14 protein-coding genes, 2 tRNA genes and 1 pseudogene are annotated in these 15,874 nt (G+C 53.9%); 13 read left to right on the top strand and 4 right to left on the bottom strand.

The window, feature by feature from the left end; all coding sequences use genetic code 11:
- Positions 1-38: 38 nt before the first annotated feature.
- Together AC3DKE_RS10215 and AC3DKE_RS10210 are read right to left on the bottom strand one after the other, a co-directional pair.
- Positions 39-113, bottom strand: a tRNA-Val gene (locus AC3DKE_RS10215).
- A 69-nt stretch (positions 114-182) separates the two neighbouring features.
- Positions 183-509, bottom strand: a complete 327-nt coding sequence (locus tag AC3DKE_RS10210) for an H-NS histone family protein (protein WP_340675371.1) — start codon at positions 507-509, stop codon at positions 183-185.
- Between the two features lie 240 nt (positions 510-749).
- On the opposite strand from AC3DKE_RS10210, the gene AC3DKE_RS10205 reads away from it, so the two are divergent.
- The gene (locus tag AC3DKE_RS10205; protein ID WP_340675370.1) at positions 750-1,244 is read left to right on the top strand and encodes a M48 family metallopeptidase; all 495 of its coding nucleotides are present in this window, start codon (positions 750-752) and stop codon (positions 1,242-1,244) included.
- A 44-nt stretch (positions 1,245-1,288) separates the two neighbouring features.
- Here AC3DKE_RS10205 and AC3DKE_RS10200 read toward each other — a convergent pair whose 3' ends face one another.
- The gene (locus tag AC3DKE_RS10200) at positions 1,289-3,049 is read right to left on the bottom strand and encodes a proline--tRNA ligase (RefSeq protein ID WP_340675369.1); all 1,761 of its coding nucleotides are present in this window, start codon (positions 3,047-3,049) and stop codon (positions 1,289-1,291) included.
- 121 nt (positions 3,050-3,170) lie between these two features.
- Here AC3DKE_RS10200 and AC3DKE_RS10195 point away from each other — a divergent pair, with 121 nt between their 5' ends.
- The 5 genes from AC3DKE_RS10195 (at position 3,171) to gloA (ending at position 10,045) form a co-directional block, all read left to right on the top strand.
- Positions 3,171-3,644, top strand: coding sequence for a PaaI family thioesterase (locus AC3DKE_RS10195; RefSeq protein WP_340675368.1), 474 nt, complete (start codon positions 3,171-3,173; stop codon positions 3,642-3,644).
- Complete coding sequence (locus AC3DKE_RS10190) at positions 3,641-6,100, top strand: AAA family ATPase (RefSeq protein ID WP_411730281.1); 2,460 nt, start codon at positions 3,641-3,643, stop codon at positions 6,098-6,100. The genes AC3DKE_RS10195 and AC3DKE_RS10190 overlap by 4 nt, the downstream gene beginning before the upstream one ends.
- Positions 6,101-6,241: 141 nt before the next feature.
- A complete protein-coding gene (gene fadB, locus AC3DKE_RS10185; protein WP_487990613.1) occupies positions 6,242-8,392 on the top strand; it encodes a fatty acid oxidation complex subunit alpha FadB in 2,151 nt (716 codons plus the stop codon).
- A 14-nt stretch (positions 8,393-8,406) separates the two neighbouring features.
- On the top strand, positions 8,407-9,585 hold the full coding sequence (gene fadA, locus AC3DKE_RS10180) for an acetyl-CoA C-acyltransferase FadA (protein ID WP_379068562.1): 1,179 nt from the start codon (positions 8,407-8,409) through the stop codon (positions 9,583-9,585).
- Positions 9,586-9,664: 79 nt separating this feature from the next.
- Positions 9,665-10,045: a lactoylglutathione lyase gene (gene gloA / locus AC3DKE_RS10175; RefSeq protein WP_379068565.1), complete on the top strand. Its 381-nt coding sequence runs from the start codon at positions 9,665-9,667 to the stop codon at positions 10,043-10,045.
- A 71-nt stretch (positions 10,046-10,116) separates the two neighbouring features.
- Here gloA and lexA read toward each other — a convergent pair whose 3' ends face one another.
- On the bottom strand, positions 10,117-10,728 hold the full coding sequence (lexA, locus tag AC3DKE_RS10170) for a transcriptional repressor LexA (RefSeq protein WP_340675363.1): 612 nt from the start codon (positions 10,726-10,728) through the stop codon (positions 10,117-10,119).
- Between the two features lie 127 nt (positions 10,729-10,855).
- Here lexA and AC3DKE_RS10165 point away from each other — a divergent pair, with 127 nt between their 5' ends.
- The 7 genes and pseudogenes from AC3DKE_RS10165 (at position 10,856) to AC3DKE_RS10135 (ending at position 15,797) form a co-directional block, all read left to right on the top strand.
- A complete protein-coding gene (locus tag AC3DKE_RS10165) occupies positions 10,856-11,299 on the top strand; it encodes a hypothetical protein (RefSeq protein WP_340675362.1) in 444 nt (147 codons plus the stop codon).
- Between the two features lie 90 nt (positions 11,300-11,389).
- Positions 11,390-13,981, top strand: a pseudogene (topA, locus tag AC3DKE_RS10160) (type I DNA topoisomerase); the annotation flags it as partial.
- A 113-nt stretch (positions 13,982-14,094) separates the two neighbouring features.
- A complete protein-coding gene (locus AC3DKE_RS10155; protein WP_340675360.1) occupies positions 14,095-14,634 on the top strand; it encodes a DUF6586 family protein in 540 nt (179 codons plus the stop codon).
- Positions 14,635-14,683: 49 nt separating this feature from the next.
- The gene (locus AC3DKE_RS10150; RefSeq protein ID WP_340675359.1) at positions 14,684-14,929 is read left to right on the top strand and encodes a hypothetical protein; all 246 of its coding nucleotides are present in this window, start codon (positions 14,684-14,686) and stop codon (positions 14,927-14,929) included.
- Between the two features lie 10 nt (positions 14,930-14,939).
- Positions 14,940-15,446, top strand: coding sequence for a L,D-transpeptidase family protein (locus AC3DKE_RS10145; RefSeq protein WP_379072070.1), 507 nt, complete (start codon positions 14,940-14,942; stop codon positions 15,444-15,446).
- Positions 15,446-15,658 carry a hypothetical protein gene (locus tag AC3DKE_RS10140; protein WP_340675357.1) on the top strand — a complete coding sequence of 71 codons (213 nt, stop codon included), beginning with the start codon at positions 15,446-15,448 and terminating at the stop codon, positions 15,656-15,658. The genes AC3DKE_RS10145 and AC3DKE_RS10140 overlap by 1 nt, the downstream gene beginning before the upstream one ends.
- Positions 15,659-15,721: 63 nt before the next feature.
- Positions 15,722-15,797: transfer RNA gene (locus AC3DKE_RS10135), tRNA-Val, on the top strand.
- The last annotated feature ends 77 nt before the right edge of the window (positions 15,798-15,874 follow it).

Below are 15,874 nucleotides of genomic sequence, written 5' to 3'. Positions count from 1 at the left end.
AAACCCGCATCGCACAAGGCTTTGCAGGTTTTAATGTTTGGTGGGCGATACTGGGATCGAACCAGTGACCCCTACCGTGTGAAGGTAGTGCTCTCCCCCTGAGCTAATCGCCCGCCGCGTACGGCGTGCGGGCATTCTAGTACAAAATAGTCTAGATGCAAGACGCCGAACGAGGGTTATTGCTATTTAATTAGCAAATCTTCTAGGCGCTTACCTTCAGCTAACAGTGCAGCAATCCATAGCGGCTGACGACCACGGCCTGTCCATGTTTGCGAAGCATCATTGGGGTTGCGGTATTTAGGAGCAACCGGCGTCTTCACTTTGCTTGGCTTAGCGGCGCCAGCTTCTGGGAAGAGCTCATTCAAGGAAACACCAGCATCGCGTGCTAGCTTTTCCATATCTGCCATTAATGACTTACGAGCCAAAGCCTTTTTGCGCGTAATTTCCTTTTGCGCTTGAGCAATTAAATCATCCAGTTGATTTACTGTTAAATGGGAGACATCAATCATTTGTTAAACCTAAGGTTAGTTGAGACACGTGCTTTATAGTTTCATTTTAAATAAAATTCAAGCTTTATCTACATAATGTTAGTTAACTATGGATTTGGTAGAGCTATGAGTCATTATATGCGGGGGCACTCTAATGCTAGATAACTATTGCTTGGCGATGAAGTTTTTTAAAGCAGTATTTTGACTGAGTATGAGGATTTTTAGGTGTATTTATGGGTGTACTGAAATTGAGAGTAGTGTGTGACGAGCAGTCTTAAATACCTCGGGGGCTATAGCCCAGCGCTGCGCCAGCAGGTGCAGCAGCTTATCGATGATGGTCAGCTCGGCGCGTGGCTGGCGAAGCGCTATCCGGATGCGCCGGCGCACGCCATCCAAAACGATGGCGCGTTGTATGACTACACGCAGCGGCTAAAGCAGCAGCATATGCGCAGCAGTGTGGCGGTGACTAAGGTGTTTTACGATGCGCGGTTACATGTCATCGATAACGCGCTGGGGCAGCATCGATTTGTGAGTCGGGTGCAGGGCAGCAAGCTCAAACGCAAGAATGAGATCAAGGTGTCGGCGTTGCTGAAAACGCTGCCGGAGCCGTTGCTGCGCATGGTGGTGGTGCATGAGCTCGCGCATTTACGCGAGAAGGAGCACAACAAGGCATTTTACCAACTCTGCCAGCATATGGAGCCGGACTATCATCAGCTAGAGTTAGATTTGAGGTTGTTTTTGACGCTGAAGGGTTAGAAGCGCTTACCTCCAAAGCAACAGAGGCAAGCGTTTCTCACGTTTTAGGCTTTTACCGACTCGCCCAAAAACGCCATCAGCTCATCCAAAGCAATATCGCGAGACTCAGCGTCGCGGCGGCCTTTGTATTCAATCGTGCCAGCATCCAAACCTTTCTCGCCCATCACCAATCGGTGTGGGATGCCGATCAGCTCCATGTCGGAAAACTTCACGCCAGGGCGCTCATTGCGATCATCCAGCAAGACATCGTAACCAGCGGCCTTTAGCTGCTCGTAAAGTGCAGTAGCTTCTGTCTGGATGCGCTGCGATTTCTGCCAGTTCATCGGCACCAAAGCGATCTGATACGGCGCAATAGCATCTGGCCAAATGATGCCTTTGTCGTCGTAGTTCTGCTCAATGGCCGAGGCCACGGCGCGGGTAACGCCGATGCCGTAACAGCCCATGGTCATCACTTGTGGCTTGCCGCCTTCGCCGAGCACGCTTGCGCCCAATGCCGCTGAGTACTTCTGACCGAGCTGGAAAATATGCCCAACTTCGATGCCGCGTTTGATCGCCAGCGTGCCCTTGCCACAAGGCGATGGGTCGCCAGCCACTACATTGCGAATATCAGCCACGATGGGCTCGGGCAAGTCGCGGTCAAAATTCACGCCGTTCAAATGCTCGCCCACGCGGTTAGCGCCGCAGATAAAATCGCTCATTGCCGCCGCCGTGCGGTCAGCAATCACCGTCACATCTGCGCTTACACCAACAGGTCCGATGAATCCGGGCACGCAGCTGAGCGCCGCTTGAATCTCTTCGCTAGTGGCCAAGCGCATATCTTTTAAGCCATCGAGCTTGCTGGCTTTGATCTCGTTTAATTCATGATCAGCGCGCAGTAAAAGTAAGAAGAAACGCTGGCCGGGCAGGGCTTTGGGGTTGGCTTTCAGCGTGTCGGCATCGACAGGCACTGGCGCGACAACTGCCACTGATTTAACCACCTGTGTCAGCGTCACATTCAGCAATTCAGCGACTTCCGCACACAGCGTTTGCGTTGGCGTCGCGACCGCTTGCATCGCCATCGTTGCCGCAGCTCGTGGGCTAGATGGCGCCAGCGCTTCGGCCATTTCCACGTTGGCGGCGTAATCGGAAGTGTCGGAAAAAGCGATGTCATCTTCGCCGCTGTCGGCGAGCACATGGAATTCATGCGAGCCGGTGCCGCCAATAGAGCCAGTGTCGGCCTGCACAGGGCGGAAATTTAAGCCCAATCGCGTGAAGATGCGGCAATAAGTATCAAACATGACCTGATAGGTTTGCTCTAACGAGGCATGGTCAATGTGAAACGAGTAGGCATCTTTCATGATGAATTCGCGTGAGCGCATAACGCCAAAACGTGGGCGAATCTCATCACGAAATTTGGTTTGCACTTGGTAGAAATTCACCGGCAATTGTTTGTAGCTTTGCAGCTCATTGCGCGCGAGATCGGTGATTACTTCCTCGTGCGTAGGGCCGAGCACGAAAGGGCGGCCGTGGCGATCGCTAAAGCGTAAAAGCTCAGGGCCATATTGTACGGCGCGGCCAGTTTCTTCCCATAGTTCAATGGGTTGTGTCACTGGCATAAGTACTTCCAGCGCACCGGCACGGTCCATTTCTTCGCGGATGATGCGCTCAACTTTTTTCAGCACGCGGTTGCCCAGCGGCAGCCAGTTGTACAAGCCGCTGGCGAGCTTGCGAATCATGCCGGCGCGGAGCATGAGCTGATGCGAAATCACCTCAGCATCGGCAGGGGTTTCGCGGAGGGTGGCAAGCAAGGTTTGACTGGCGCGCATGGCTGAGTTCTCAATAAGCAGATGTATATAGCCGCGTAGTTTACGAATTGCGGGCGCAACTATCTACGAGAATGAGCCCAGCTTATGGCAAACTGCGGGAGGTTTTTTTGAGATGCATGCTATGAAGATGACTGCGGCCGAGGTCGATCAGTTTATTTGCGCCGGTTTGCCGGCCTACGCCGAGTCGGGTTGCCTAGTGGAAACGGTCACTGCCGAGAGCACCACAGTGCGCCTCGCTTACCGCGATGATCAGCTGCGCCCCGGTGGTAGTTTGTCTGGCCCGACCATGATGGCTCTGGCCGATACCGCCATGTATGCGATTATTTTAGCCACGCTGGGCCCAATAGGCTTGGCGGTGACGCAAAATCTCAATATCAATTTCCTGCAAAAACCACAGCCTGCCGACTTACTCGCCGAAGCGCGGTTTTTACGCTTAGGCCGTCGCTCGGCGGTCATTGATGTACACATTCGCTCCAGCCTAGATAACAGCCTGGTGGCTCAGGCCACCGGCACCTACGCCATCCCTTTTTCGCGCACAGCAGAGGCCAGTATTACCGATGCCTCCAGCGCCGCAGCAACAGGAGAAGGCATATGATGAAGCCATTATTACTAAGTCAGCTCTACAGCCCCACGCGGCTGAAAAATCTGCCATTTCGCAATACAAAACGCCTAAAGCCGATGACCGATTTCCTCGGTCAAGAACGTGCGCGCGAATCGGTCGAGATGGCCGTGGCCATGCCACACGACGGCTATAACTTATTTGCTATCGGCAGCAATGGCCTTGGCAAACGCACCATGATTCGCCGCTATTTAGATGGTCTGGCGAAGTCGATGCCAGCGCCTAGCGACTGGATTTACGTCAATAACTTCCTCGATCCACGTTACCCCGAGGCCATTGAACTGCCAGCGGGCATGGGCAAAAGTTTTCGCGCCGATATGCATAAGCTTTGGCGCCAGCTCGCTGACCGCATCCTCAATGCCTTCGAGGGCGATCGTTACCAAGAGCGCCGCGATAGCCTAAAGCTGCAGATCACCCGCGCTCAGCAAGATGCACTCGCGCAGCTCACGCGCATCGGCGAGAAGCAGGGCGTTAAGCTGATTTTGCGCACGCCCGGCGGCTATGGTTTTTCGCCGATGGATGCCGCTGGCGAGGCGATGACTGAAGACGCTCACAGCAAGCTTTCTGGCGAGCAGCGTGCGCGCATTAAAGTGTCCATCACCGAGATGGAAAAACGCTTAGGTAAAGTTGCACGCAAGCTGGATCAGGCCGAAGAGCGTCATCGCGAGCAAATCGACAAGCTCAACGATGAAGTCGCGCGCGCGGTGCTGGAGCCTTTACTGGCGAAATTGCAGCAGCGCTACGCTGAGCATCCGCGCCTGTTGGATTATTTGAAAACCTATAAGGCCGACCTGCTCAGCCATCTTGAGCTGGTGTTAAACGCCGAAGAAAACCAAGACGCGACGGTGTCGGTGGGGCAGGCTGGTGAGCAGCTGCCGCCGGTGCGCTACCAAGTAAATGCCGTGGTTAGTAACGACCCAAAAGCCGGTGCGCCGGTGATTTACGAAGACTTGCCAACGCACTACAACTTGCTCGGTCATGTTGAGCAAGTCACTTATATGGGCACGGTCGCCACCGACTTCACGCTGATTCGCCCGGGCGCATTGCACATGGCCAATGGCGGCTTTCTATTAATAGAAGCCGAGCAAGTGCTGGAACATCCATACGCTTGGCAGAGCTTGAAACGCTCATTGCGTGCGAAAAATCTTAAGCTGTCGTCGCTAGAGCAGATGCTCACGCTCACCGGTACGGTGTCGCTGGAGCCGGATCCAATTTCACTGAATTTAAAGCTGGTGCTTTTGGGCGATCGTGAGACATTTTATCTGCTGCAAGAGTTCGATCCTGAGCTAGAAACTGTGTTCAAAATGCGCGCCGACTTTGAGTCGGAAATGCCGCGTACACCGGAAAGCGAACTGGCTTACGCACATTTCCTTGCCGATATCGCTAATCGAGAAAGTCTGCTGCCGCTAGATCGTTCTGGCGTGGCGCGTTTGATCGAGGAGAGCGCTCGTACTGCTGATGATCAAAACCTGCTTTCGCTGCATGCACGCGGCGTAGCTGATTTATTGCGCGAATCGAACTATTGGGCGATGCAGGCTAAGGCCGAGATCATCGCCAGCGAGCACATCACTCATGCTCTGCAAGGCCGCGAGCGCCGCCACGATCGTATTCGCCGCCTGTATTTAGAAGAAATTGAGATGGGCAGCCAGCTCTTTAGCTGCTCCGGATCGGTCATTGGTCAGGTCAACGGCCTCACGGTGGTCAGCTATGGCGATGCCAGCTTTGGCCTGCCATCGCGCATCTCGGTTACCGCGCATTATGGCAATGGCGAGATCACCGACATTGAGCGTGATGTTGAGCTGGGTGGTGCCATCCACTCCAAAGGCGTGATGATTCTCACCAGCTATTTAAAGGCACGATTCGGTGCTGAGCATCCGCTACGTTTTGCCGCCAATATTGCCTTCGAGCAATCGTATTCTGGTGTCGATGGTGATAGTGCCTCACTGGGCGAGCTCTGCGGCTTGCTCTCTGCCGTTGCACGCTTGCCAGTGAAACAGTCGTTTGGCATTACCGGCTCGGTGAACCAATTTGGCGATGTGCAGCCGATTGGCGGCGTTAATGAGAAAATCGAAGGCTATTTTGCTGCATGTCAGATTAAGGGCTTAACCGGCGAGCAAGCGGTTATCATCCCTGTGCAAAATGTGCGGCACTTGATGTTGCGCGATGATGTTCGCGCTGCCGTGGCCGCTGGACAATTTCGCATCTATGCCGTTAGTCGCGTAGAAGAAGCCATTGAACTGCTGCTAGGGTTACCTGCTGGTGTTGTCGATGCTGAAGGTGAATATCCTGATGGTAGTGTCTTTGCCGCCGTTAGTGAGCGCTTCGCAGTCTGGCACGATGCTGAAAAAGACGATGACAAAGATGACGATAAAGTAGAAGAGAAAGACGAGGCGGCGGCAGCGGTTAAGCCGACCAAATCGGTAGTAAACTGACCCTCGGGTCACAAATAGACGGGCATTGGCGGGGCTAGAACCTGCCAAAACCTTTCAAGATAAGTAAACTCGAGTCACGCGCTGTAATAGCCGCTTGTTGCGACTGTGGCGTGTGTCATCCCCTGATTTGGAGATCACTGCATGATTTATTCGGGATCGGCCATCCGCGTGGAAGCGCTGGACAATGGCCTCGCTGAGCTCACCTTCGATCTCGCCAACGAGTCGGTGAACAAATTTAACGCTTTAACGGTCAATGAGTTAGCCGCTGCCACCGACGCCATTAAGGCCGATAGCAGCATCAAAGGCGTCTTGGTCAGTTCCGCTAAAGGCGTGTTCATTGTTGGCGCAGACATCACAGAATTCGGTTCGCTATTTGCTAATGGCGAAGCCGGCGTTATCGAATGGACCGCTAAAGCGGCATCTGTTTTCAGCGCATTTGAAGATATTAATGTGCCCACCGTGGTTGCCATCAACGGCATCGCTCTCGGTGGCGGTTTCGAAATGTGCCTGTCATGCGACTACCGCGTGATGTCCGCTACTGCCAAAGTTGGTCTGCCAGAAGTGAAATTGGGCTTATTCCCAGGCTTCGGCGGCACCGTGCGTTTGAGCCGTGTCATTGGTATCGATAACGCCGTTGAGTGGATTGCCGGTGGCAGCGAAAAACGCCCTGACGCTGCGCTGAAAGATGGTGCAGTTGATGCTGTTGTTGCACCTGAAATGCTGCGCGATGCCGCTATTGACCTATTGGGCTTGGCTATTGCCGGCAAGCTCGATTGGAAGGCCAAAAAAGCCGAGAAGCTCGCCCCCGTCAAGCTCAATATGATGGAGCAGATGATGGCGTTCAACACGTCGATGGCTGTTGTCGCTGGTAAAGCCGGCAGCAACTACCCAGCGCCAGTGTTGGCAGTGAAAACCATGCAGAAGCACGCCAGCATGACTCGCGATGACGCGATGAAGGCGGAAGCCGCTGGTTTTGCTAAAGCAGCGGTAACGCCACAGGCGAATGCATTAATTGGTCTGTTCATGGCTGATCAAGCCGTGAAGAAAGCCACGAAAAAGCATTCAGCGAAATCGGCGAAAGCTATTAAGCAAGCGGCCGTATTGGGCGCGGGCATCATGGGTGGCGGCATCGCCTACCAATCGGCGAGCAAAGGCACGCCGATCATCATGAAAGATATTCGTAGTGAGGCACTAGATCTTGGCATGGGCGAGGCAACTAAATTGCTTTCCAACCAAGTTGCCAAAGGCCGCTTAACCGTACCGAAAATGGGTCAAGTGCTGTCAAGCATTCGCCCAACACTGAACTACGGTGATTTCGGCAGCGTTGATATCGTTATTGAAGCCGTGGTGGAAAACGCCAAGGTGAAAGCTGCTGTGTTGTCTGAGGTCGAAGGTTTAGTGACTGATGACACCATCTTGGCATCGAACACATCGACAATTTCGATCACGCATTTGGCTAAATCGCTGAAGCGTCCCGAAAACTTTGTCGGCATGCACTTCTTCAACCCAGTGCACATGATGCCCTTGGTGGAAGTGATTCGTGGCGAAAAAACCTCGGATGAAGCGGTTGCCGCAACGGTAAAATTGGCGCAGCAAATGGGCAAAACACCTATCGTGGTCAATGACTGCCCAGGTTTCTTGGTCAACCGCGTGCTGTTCCCATACTTCGGTGGTTTCGACATGTTGGTGCGTGATGGCGCTGATTTCCAAGCCATCGATAAAGTCATGGAAAAATTCGGCTGGCCTATGGGCCCTGCTTATTTGCTCGACGTGGTCGGTATCGACACTGGCGTGCACGCAGCAGCCGTGATGGCCGAAGGCTTCCCTGATCGCATGAAGCCAGACTACAAGTCGGCTACTGAAATCATGTTCGACAATAGCCGTTATGGCCAGAAAAATGGCAAAGGCTTCTATGTCTACGAACAAGACAAGAAGGGCAAAACGAAGAAAGTTGTCGACCCAACTACTTATGAGCTGATCGCGCCTGTTGTTGGCGAGCGCAAAGAGTTTGAAGCAGACGAAATCATCGCGCGCTTAATGCTGCCACTGGTTAACGAAATCGCTCGTTGCTTGGAAGAGAAGATCGTTGATACCGCAGCTGAAGCCGATATGGCGTTGATCATGGGCATTGGTTTCCCACCGTTCCGTGGCGGCGCTTGCCGTTATGTCGACCAGATGGGCATCGCTAACTACTTGGCGCTGTGCGAGAAATTCGCGCATTTAGGCAAAGCCTATGAAGCCCCAGCCTTGATTAAAACCATGGCCGCCAATAACCAGAAATTTTTCGGCTGATCTAGGAGCCTGACATGACTACTTTGAACCCGCGTGATGTGGTGATTGTCGATGGCGTGCGTAGCGCCATGGGCCGCACCAAAAATGGCATGTTCCGTAATGTTCGTGCCGATACTATTTCGGCCGAGCTGGTGAAGGCGCTATTTGCCCGTAACCCAAATGCCAACCCCGAAGAAGTGGAAGATGTGATTTGGGGCTGTGTTAACCAAACGCTAGAGCAGGGCATGAACGTGGCGCGTAATATCGCCATGCTCGCCGAGCTGCCACGTTCAGTTCCTGGCCAAACCGTGAACCGTCTTTGCGGCTCATCGATGCAAGCACTGCACACCGCAGCGGCACAAATCATGACTGGCCAAGGCGATGTATTTGTCATCGGCGGTGTTGAGCACATGGGCCACGTTGGCATGATGCATGGCATCGACCTGAACCCAGCGGCGTCTAAGCATTACGCAAAAGCCTCGAACATGATGGGCTTGACTGCTGAAATGCTCGGCACTATGAATGGCATTACCCGTGAGATGCAGGACCAATTTGGTCTTATGTCACACCAAAAAGCCTGGGCTGCCACCCTCGACGGTCGTTTTAAAAATGAAATCGTTGGCATTGAAGGCCACGACGCTAATGGCTTCAAACAGTTCTGCGAAATCGACGAAGTGATTCGTCAAAATGCTTCGCTAGAGCAGTTCGCAGCTTTGCGCCCAGCCTTTAACCCGAAAGGCGGTACAGTCACAGCTGGTACCTCATCGGCTTTGTCCGATGGCGCATCTGCCATGCTGATCATGAGTGCTGAACGCGCTAAAGCTCTTGGCTTAACACCGCGTGCGAAAATTCGTTCGATGGCCGTTGCTGGTTGCGATGCTGCGATCATGGGCTGGGGCCCAGTGCCCGCAACTGAGAAAGCCTTGAAGCGCGCTGGCTTGAGCATCAATGACATCCAAACCATTGAGCTTAACGAAGCCTTTGCCGCACAAGGTTTGTCGGTACTGAAAGGTCTGAACATTCTTGAGCAGGCCGAAGCTAAGGTTAACCACAACGGTGGTGCGATTGCTTTGGGTCACCCACTGGGTTGCTCGGGTTCGCGTATTACCACGACCTTGCTCAACGTGATGGAACAGAAAGACACGCAAATCGGTCTGGCGACCATGTGCATTGGCTTGGGCCAAGGCATTGCCACGATCATCGAGCGCGTTTAAGCGATCTTGATAGCTTAAGTAGTATCTGCAAAAAGCCGCGACTATCGCGGCTTTTTGCTAACTGAAGAGGGAGATGCAGATGAAAATCTTGCATACCATGTTGCGCGTTGGCAATTTAGATAAGTCCATCGCTTTTTACACCGAGGTGTTGGGCATGCAGCTGATTCGCCGCCAAGACTACGAGGGCGGCCGCTTTACGCTGGCATTTCTAGGTTTTGGTGATGGCGGCGCAGAGCTAGAGCTTACGCATAACTGGGATACCAGCAGCTACGAGCTAGGCACGGGTTATGGTCATGTTGCGCTGGCAGTGCCCGATGCCTACGCCGCCTGTGATGCAGTGATCGCAAAGGGTGGCAAGGTGTCGCGTCCAGCTGGCCCGATGATGCATGGCACCACCGTGATTGCTTTTGTCGAAGACCCCGATGGCTACAAAATCGAGCTGATTCAGGACAAGCACTAAGCCTCGAAGCGGTTAGTAGGCAGGCTAGGCTTTGCATTCACAGAGCGTAGCCTGCCCGAGCTGCCAGCTTATTAAGTCAAAAAGCTATCGCGAATAAGCCCAACAAACACACCTTCGATGATGACTTTATCGGGAGTGATGATTTGTGGCTGAAACGTAGTGTTAGCTGGTACCAGCTTGATCATCTTCTTCTCGAAATCGAGATACTTCACCGTGACTTCATTATCGATACGGGCAATGACAATCTGGCCTGCACGCGCGATATGAGTTTTGTAGACGGCAATTAAGTCGCCATCGAGAATGCCGGCATCTTTCATCGACTCGCCGCGCACGCGCAGCAAATAGGTCGGGCGCTTACTAAACAAGCCGCGTGGCACTGGCAAGCTATGGTCATGATTTTCTACTGCCTCTAAGGGCAAGCCGGCAGCCACCGAGCCGATGACTGGTATCAGATCGGCATCTTCATCGGGATCAATAAGCAATTGAATACCGCGCGACAGTTCTGGATGCAGGCGAATATAGCCTTTGTTTTCAAGCGCACGAAGGTGATCGGCTGCTGCTGTTTTCGAGCGAAAGCCAAATTTGATCGCCACTTCAGCGCGCGTTGGCGCCATGCCATTGCGCTCTAGGCAGTCGCGGACGAAATCTAAAACTTCAGCTTGGCGTGTGGTTAGTGCGATCATGTCGGCGTTCTCAATTAGCAGTTGACAAACCTTACACCGAGCCTGTCATTATGTACAGTAGTTGTGTGACAAGTGGCGAATCAGGCTAGACTGCCGCCTTTCCAGTAATTCAAAAGTGAATTCATTCATGATGACCTTCATCATTATCCTGTTCTTAGTCATTGCCTTTATTGTCGGCAATATCATGTGGTTGAAACCTAGTCCGCGTGATCGCGCACTCATGGCGCAGCGCAAGCAAGCGAAAGATGCTGGTTTCAGCGTGCACCTACGGCCAGCGCCAGAATGGCTAGAGCTGCCTGAAGGTCGTCGCATGATTGCGCACTATCAATGGCCACACGCATTACCGAAAGCGCTCATTGGCAAATGGCGCTGGCACGCAGGTTTAGGCAATTGGCAGCCAGTAGATAACGCCGAAGCTTGGCTCAATGCCATGCCTTGGCCAACACCGGCGCCAGAGACTTGGTTGGGTATTGAAGTTTTGACCAATGCCACCATTGTCTATTGGCGTGAAGATGCAAAAACCGCCTCGGTTGACACTATGCGGTCAGTATTAGCCGCTGCCAGCGCTTGACCCATTCGCGCAAGGCCTTGAAGATAGGCGGCTTATTGGGTTGGTAGCGCGCGACCCCATCACTTTTTGAGGAAACCTCCCACTATGGGCAGATCGCTGGTCATCGTTGAGTCGCCTGCAAAAGCTAAGACTATCAACAAGTACCTAGGCAAAGACTTCATCGTGAAGTCGAGTGTAGGCCATGTGCGCGACTTGCCAGTAAGTGGTGGCGGCAGTACGCCGGCAGAGCGCGCGAAAGCCGCAGCCGAGACGCGCAAACTCACGCCTGAGCAAAAAGCTGCTCAGAAAGGTGCTAAGCAGCAAGCTGCGTTAGTGGGTCGAATGGGCGTTGACCCGGAAAAGCAGTGGATCGCTAAGTACGAGATTTTGCCCGGCAAAGAAAAGGTGGTCAGCGAGCTGCAAGCTCTAGCGAAAGATGCCGACATCATCTATCTCGCAACCGATTTGGATCGCGAAGGGGAGGCCATTGCTTGGCACCTGCGCGAAGTCATTGGTGGTGACGACAGCCGCTATAAGCGCGTGGTGTTTAATGAAATTACTAAGACCGCGATTACCGAGGCTTTTAAAGCGCCCGGTGAGCTCAATATTGCCCGTGTAAATGCTCAGCAGGCGCGACGTTTTCTCGATCGCGTTGTTGGCTTTATGGTGTCGCCGCTGCTCTGGGAGAAAATCGCTCGCGGCTTATCCGCTGGCCGTGTGCAATCAGTTGCGCTGCGTTTGGTGGTTGAGCGTGAGCGTGAAATCCGCGCCTTTGTGCCTGAAGAGTTTTGGGAGATTCACGCCGACACCTTAACGCCAAGCGATGTGGCGCTGCGTTTAGAGGTTACTCGCCAAGCTGGTGAAGCCTTCAAGCCAGTCAACAAAGCTCAGGCTGATGCCGCTTTAGCGGTACTGCAAAAGGCCGCCTATAAAGTGGCGAAGCGCGATGATAAACCCACGCGCACCAAGCCATCGGCACCGTTCATTACCTCCACCTTGCAGCAGGCCGCAAGCACGCGCCTAGGTTTCTCGGTGAAGAAAACCATGACCTTGGCGCAGCGTTTATACGAAGCCGGTCATATCACCTATATGCGTACCGACTCGACCAACTTGAGCCAAGATGCCGTCGCCAGCGCGCGTGCGTTTATCGTGGCGAATTATGGCGAGCGCTATGTGCCAGAAAATCCAATTCGCTACAGCAGTAAAGATGGCGCGCAAGAGGCTCACGAAGCCATTCGGCCATCGGACGCAAACGCTAAACCCGGCACACTCGCAGGCTTAGAGAAAGATGCTGAGCGCCTTTACGACTTAATCTGGCGGCAATTCTTGGCCTGCCAAATGACCGAAGCCGAATACACCAGCACCAGCTTGGCCGTGGCCGCCGCCGACTTCGAGTTGCGCACACGTGGTCGCATCTTGCGCTTTGATGGCTTTACACGCGTGATGAGTGCCTTGAGTAAGGACAAAGAAGACGTGGTCTTGCCTGATGTTGCCGTTGGCGAAACCTTGAGCCTGAGCGCGCTTGATCCCACACAGCACTTCACCAAGCCCGTGGCGCGCTTCACTGAAGCCAGCTTGGTGCGAGAGCTAGAGAAGCGCGGCATCGGCCGACCATCGACTTATGCGGCGATCATCTCGACTATTCAAGATCGCGGCTATGTGCGCTTGGAAAGCCGTCGTTTGTACGCGGAAAAAATGGGCGACATCGTTACCGACCGTCTGACTGAGAACTTCAGTGCACTGATGGATTACGCCTTCACCGCCGACCTTGAGGCGCAGCTTGACCAAGTCGCTGAGGGCAGCGAAGACTGGAAGCGCGTGCTCGATCGCTTCTACGCCGACTTCAAGGCCAAGCTCGCTGCTGCTCAAGCAGAAGATGGCATGCGCCCGAATCAGCCGGTAGCGACCGATATTCCCTGCACTGACTGTGCGCGGCCTATGCAAATTCGCACGGCCTCGACCGGCGTATTTTTGGGCTGCTCGGGCTATGCCTTGCCGCCTAAAGAGCGCTGCAAACACACGGTTAACCTGACGCGCGGCGATGAAGCTGTAGATCTCGATACCGCAGAAGATGCCGAAACTCAGCAGCTACGTGCAAAACATCGCTGTCCGATTTGTAGCACGGCAATGGAAAGTTATTTGATTGATGCCACTCGCAAGCTCCATGTCTGCGGTAACAATCCCGATTGCGCCGGTTTTGAAGTTGAGCAAGGCCAGTTCCGCATCAAAGGCTATGACGGCCCGATCATCCAATGCGATAAATGCACCAGCGATATGCAGCTCAAGACCGGTCGTTTTGGTAAATACTTTGCCTGTACCGATAGCGCCTGTGGCAACACACGCAAACTTTTGCGCAATGGCGAAGCTGCGCCACCCAAGGCCGACCCAATCAGCATGCCAATGCTCGCCTGTAGCAAAGTCGATGATCACTTCTTATTGCGCGATGGTGCCAGCGGCTTATTTCTAGCGGCCAGCAAGTTTCCGAAAAACCGTGAGACTCGCGCGCCAACGGTAGCTGAGATTCAACTGGTGGCTGAAAAGCTCGACCCGAAACATGTCTATTTGCTCGATGCTCCGGCAGAAGATGGCGAAGGTCGTCCGGCGATTTTGCGCTATAGCCGCAAAACCAAAGAGCAGTATGTGATGACTGAGGAAGAGGGTAAGGCCACTGGTTGGCAGGCTTTCTTTGTCGATGGCGTATGGCGCGTAACTGAGCCGAAAAAAGCTGAGCCGAAAGCAGCGGCCGCTAAAAAAACACCAGCCAAGAAAGCTACTGTTAAGAAAGCTCCAGCGAAAAAGGCGGCAGTGAAAAAATCATGAGCAAGCACCGCAACCCTTACCCTTCGCGCACCAACCAAAAGTTGTACTTCGCGCGCTTGCAGCTAGACATGCTGGCCGAGGCCTTGGCCGACAGTGAAGCGTTCAATAGTGAGCCGCGTGCACTGAGTGCGCGTGAGGCGGCAATTTGGCATTTGCACACGGGTTTAGCCGCACTGTTTCAAGAGCTGTCGAAATTTTACAAAGTGCAGCCCGCAGCATGCTCAGCTCAGGCTCTACGTGAAGCAATGGCCGTTCGCGGCGCGCGTTCTCCTGAGGCCGAGATCATCCTTGGTCTGGGCGAAGACTCATCGAGCTGGGTCAGCCGCCTAAGCGCCTTAAGTGCGACCTGCTACGAGCCTATCGAGCTGCCAGAAATGCAGTTCGACGACGAGTCACCCGCGCGCATCGCTATTCCATTGGTGATGACCGAGGAAGATCAGCCGCTATCGGCTAGTGATCTTGAAGGCCTGCACGAAATCCATCGCGAACTGACCAATATGATTCGCTTTTTCCGCGCGGAGCTGGTCGAGTTTTAATACATTAACCCTCCGCGAAAACCATTTGCGGCGGTGTGTTGAGGGCAACATGAGCGAATTTGCTTACTTAGAGTTATCGGAAAGTGAAGACGGCGAGATGCAATTGCGTCGCAGTGGCGACGGCGCCAAATCGGAGCCATTGGTGAGCGTAAAGTTCTCTAGCGAAGCGCGTCTATTGCTTGGTGACCGTGCGCAAGATATTGCTCGCGCAATGATCGGCGCTGGCGTACAGCTTGCTAGCCATCAAATGGCCAATCCTGATGGCGGCGATGACGACCACACCACGCTGCACTAAGCCGTTATTTATGCCCACAGTCACACCAGCGGGCAATTGGCTGCTAGTAGGCATTGCCACACAGCAGCTCTGGCAGCTGCGTGGCGACCAAGTTCAATCACATTACGACATTTCCACCGCTAGCAATGGCGTAGGCGAGCTTAACGGCAGCGAATGTACGCCGCGCGGCTGGCATCGTATCCGCGCGCGCATTGGCGATGGCCTACCTCAGGCCGCCGTACTGCGCGGCCGCCGCTTCACGGGCGAGACCTGGACGCCCGAGCTACACGCACAGCATCCCAACCGTGATTGGATTCTAAGCCGCATTCTTTGGCTTTGCGGCAACGAGCCTGGGTTCAATCGCGGTGGCAATGTCGACAGCCAGCGCCGTTATATCTATTTTCATGGCACACCTGACTCCGAGCCCATGGGCGAGCCACGCTCGCATGGCTGCATTCGCCTGCGCAACGCCGACATGATGGCGCTATTTGAACGCACGCGAGCAGGCACACCGGTCTTCATCAGCGAGACAGCCTAATGATAGGCAATGTGTATCCGGTGGAAGATACCGGCTGGAGCGTTCTAGAGGTCGGTGAGCTCGATCGCGCAAGCTTTTCTCTGCAGGTGCAGGGCTATCAGATTAGTAATCGTGCTGGCGATTCGGTTGGCAATCTGTTTTCAACGCTAAATGCGGCTGTGGAGGCGGCAAAAGGGCTGGCATGTTCAGAAAACGGCCAATCAAGCGCCTAAGGCGCATTTTCCTTTTGACAGGGCTAGGATTATCCCTATAATGCGGCCCACACGATGTGCAGCGGGTGTTTAGCTCAGCTGGGAGAGCAGCTCCCTTACAAGGAGCGGGTCGGCGGTTCGATCCCGTCAACACCCACCAATCGCATAGTGTAACCAACGCGCAGCGGTAGTTCAGTTGGTTAGAATACCGGCCTGTCACGCCGGGGGTCGCGGGTT

The sequence above is a fragment of the Paraperlucidibaca sp. genome, from assembly GCF_982810325.1.
The sequence above is the reverse complement of the archived record's forward strand: the minus strand, read 5'-3'. Positions and strand labels throughout refer to the sequence as shown.

Excerpts from the sequence above, each read along its gene's own strand:
- AC3DKE_RS10190 (WP_411730281.1), top strand. The coding sequence starts at position 3,641 with ATGATGAAGCCATTATTACTAAGTCAGCTCTACAGCCCCACGCGGCTG.
- AC3DKE_RS10195 (WP_340675368.1), top strand. The coding sequence starts at position 3,171 with ATGAAGATGACTGCGGCCGAGGTCGATCAGTTTATTTGCGCCGGTTTG.
- AC3DKE_RS10165 (WP_340675362.1), top strand. The coding sequence starts at position 10,856 with ATGATGACCTTCATCATTATCCTGTTCTTAGTCATTGCCTTTATTGTC.
- lexA (WP_340675363.1), bottom strand. The coding sequence starts at position 10,728 with ATGATCGCACTAACCACACGCCAAGCTGAAGTTTTAGATTTCGTCCGC.
- AC3DKE_RS10150 (WP_340675359.1), top strand. The coding sequence starts at position 14,684 with ATGAGCGAATTTGCTTACTTAGAGTTATCGGAAAGTGAAGACGGCGAG.
- AC3DKE_RS10140 (WP_340675357.1), top strand. The coding sequence starts at position 15,446 with ATGATAGGCAATGTGTATCCGGTGGAAGATACCGGCTGGAGCGTTCTA.
- gloA (WP_379068565.1), top strand. The coding sequence starts at position 9,665 with ATGAAAATCTTGCATACCATGTTGCGCGTTGGCAATTTAGATAAGTCC.
- AC3DKE_RS10210 (WP_340675371.1), bottom strand. The coding sequence starts at position 509 with ATGATTGATGTCTCCCATTTAACAGTAAATCAACTGGATGATTTAATT.
- fadA (WP_379068562.1), top strand. The coding sequence starts at position 8,407 with ATGACTACTTTGAACCCGCGTGATGTGGTGATTGTCGATGGCGTGCGT.
- AC3DKE_RS10200 (WP_340675369.1), bottom strand. The coding sequence starts at position 3,049 with ATGCGCGCCAGTCAAACCTTGCTTGCCACCCTCCGCGAAACCCCTGCC.
- AC3DKE_RS10155 (WP_340675360.1), top strand. The coding sequence starts at position 14,095 with ATGAGCAAGCACCGCAACCCTTACCCTTCGCGCACCAACCAAAAGTTG.
- AC3DKE_RS10145 (WP_379072070.1), top strand. The coding sequence starts at position 14,940 with ATGCCCACAGTCACACCAGCGGGCAATTGGCTGCTAGTAGGCATTGCC.
- fadB (WP_487990613.1), top strand. The coding sequence starts at position 6,242 with ATGATTTATTCGGGATCGGCCATCCGCGTGGAAGCGCTGGACAATGGC.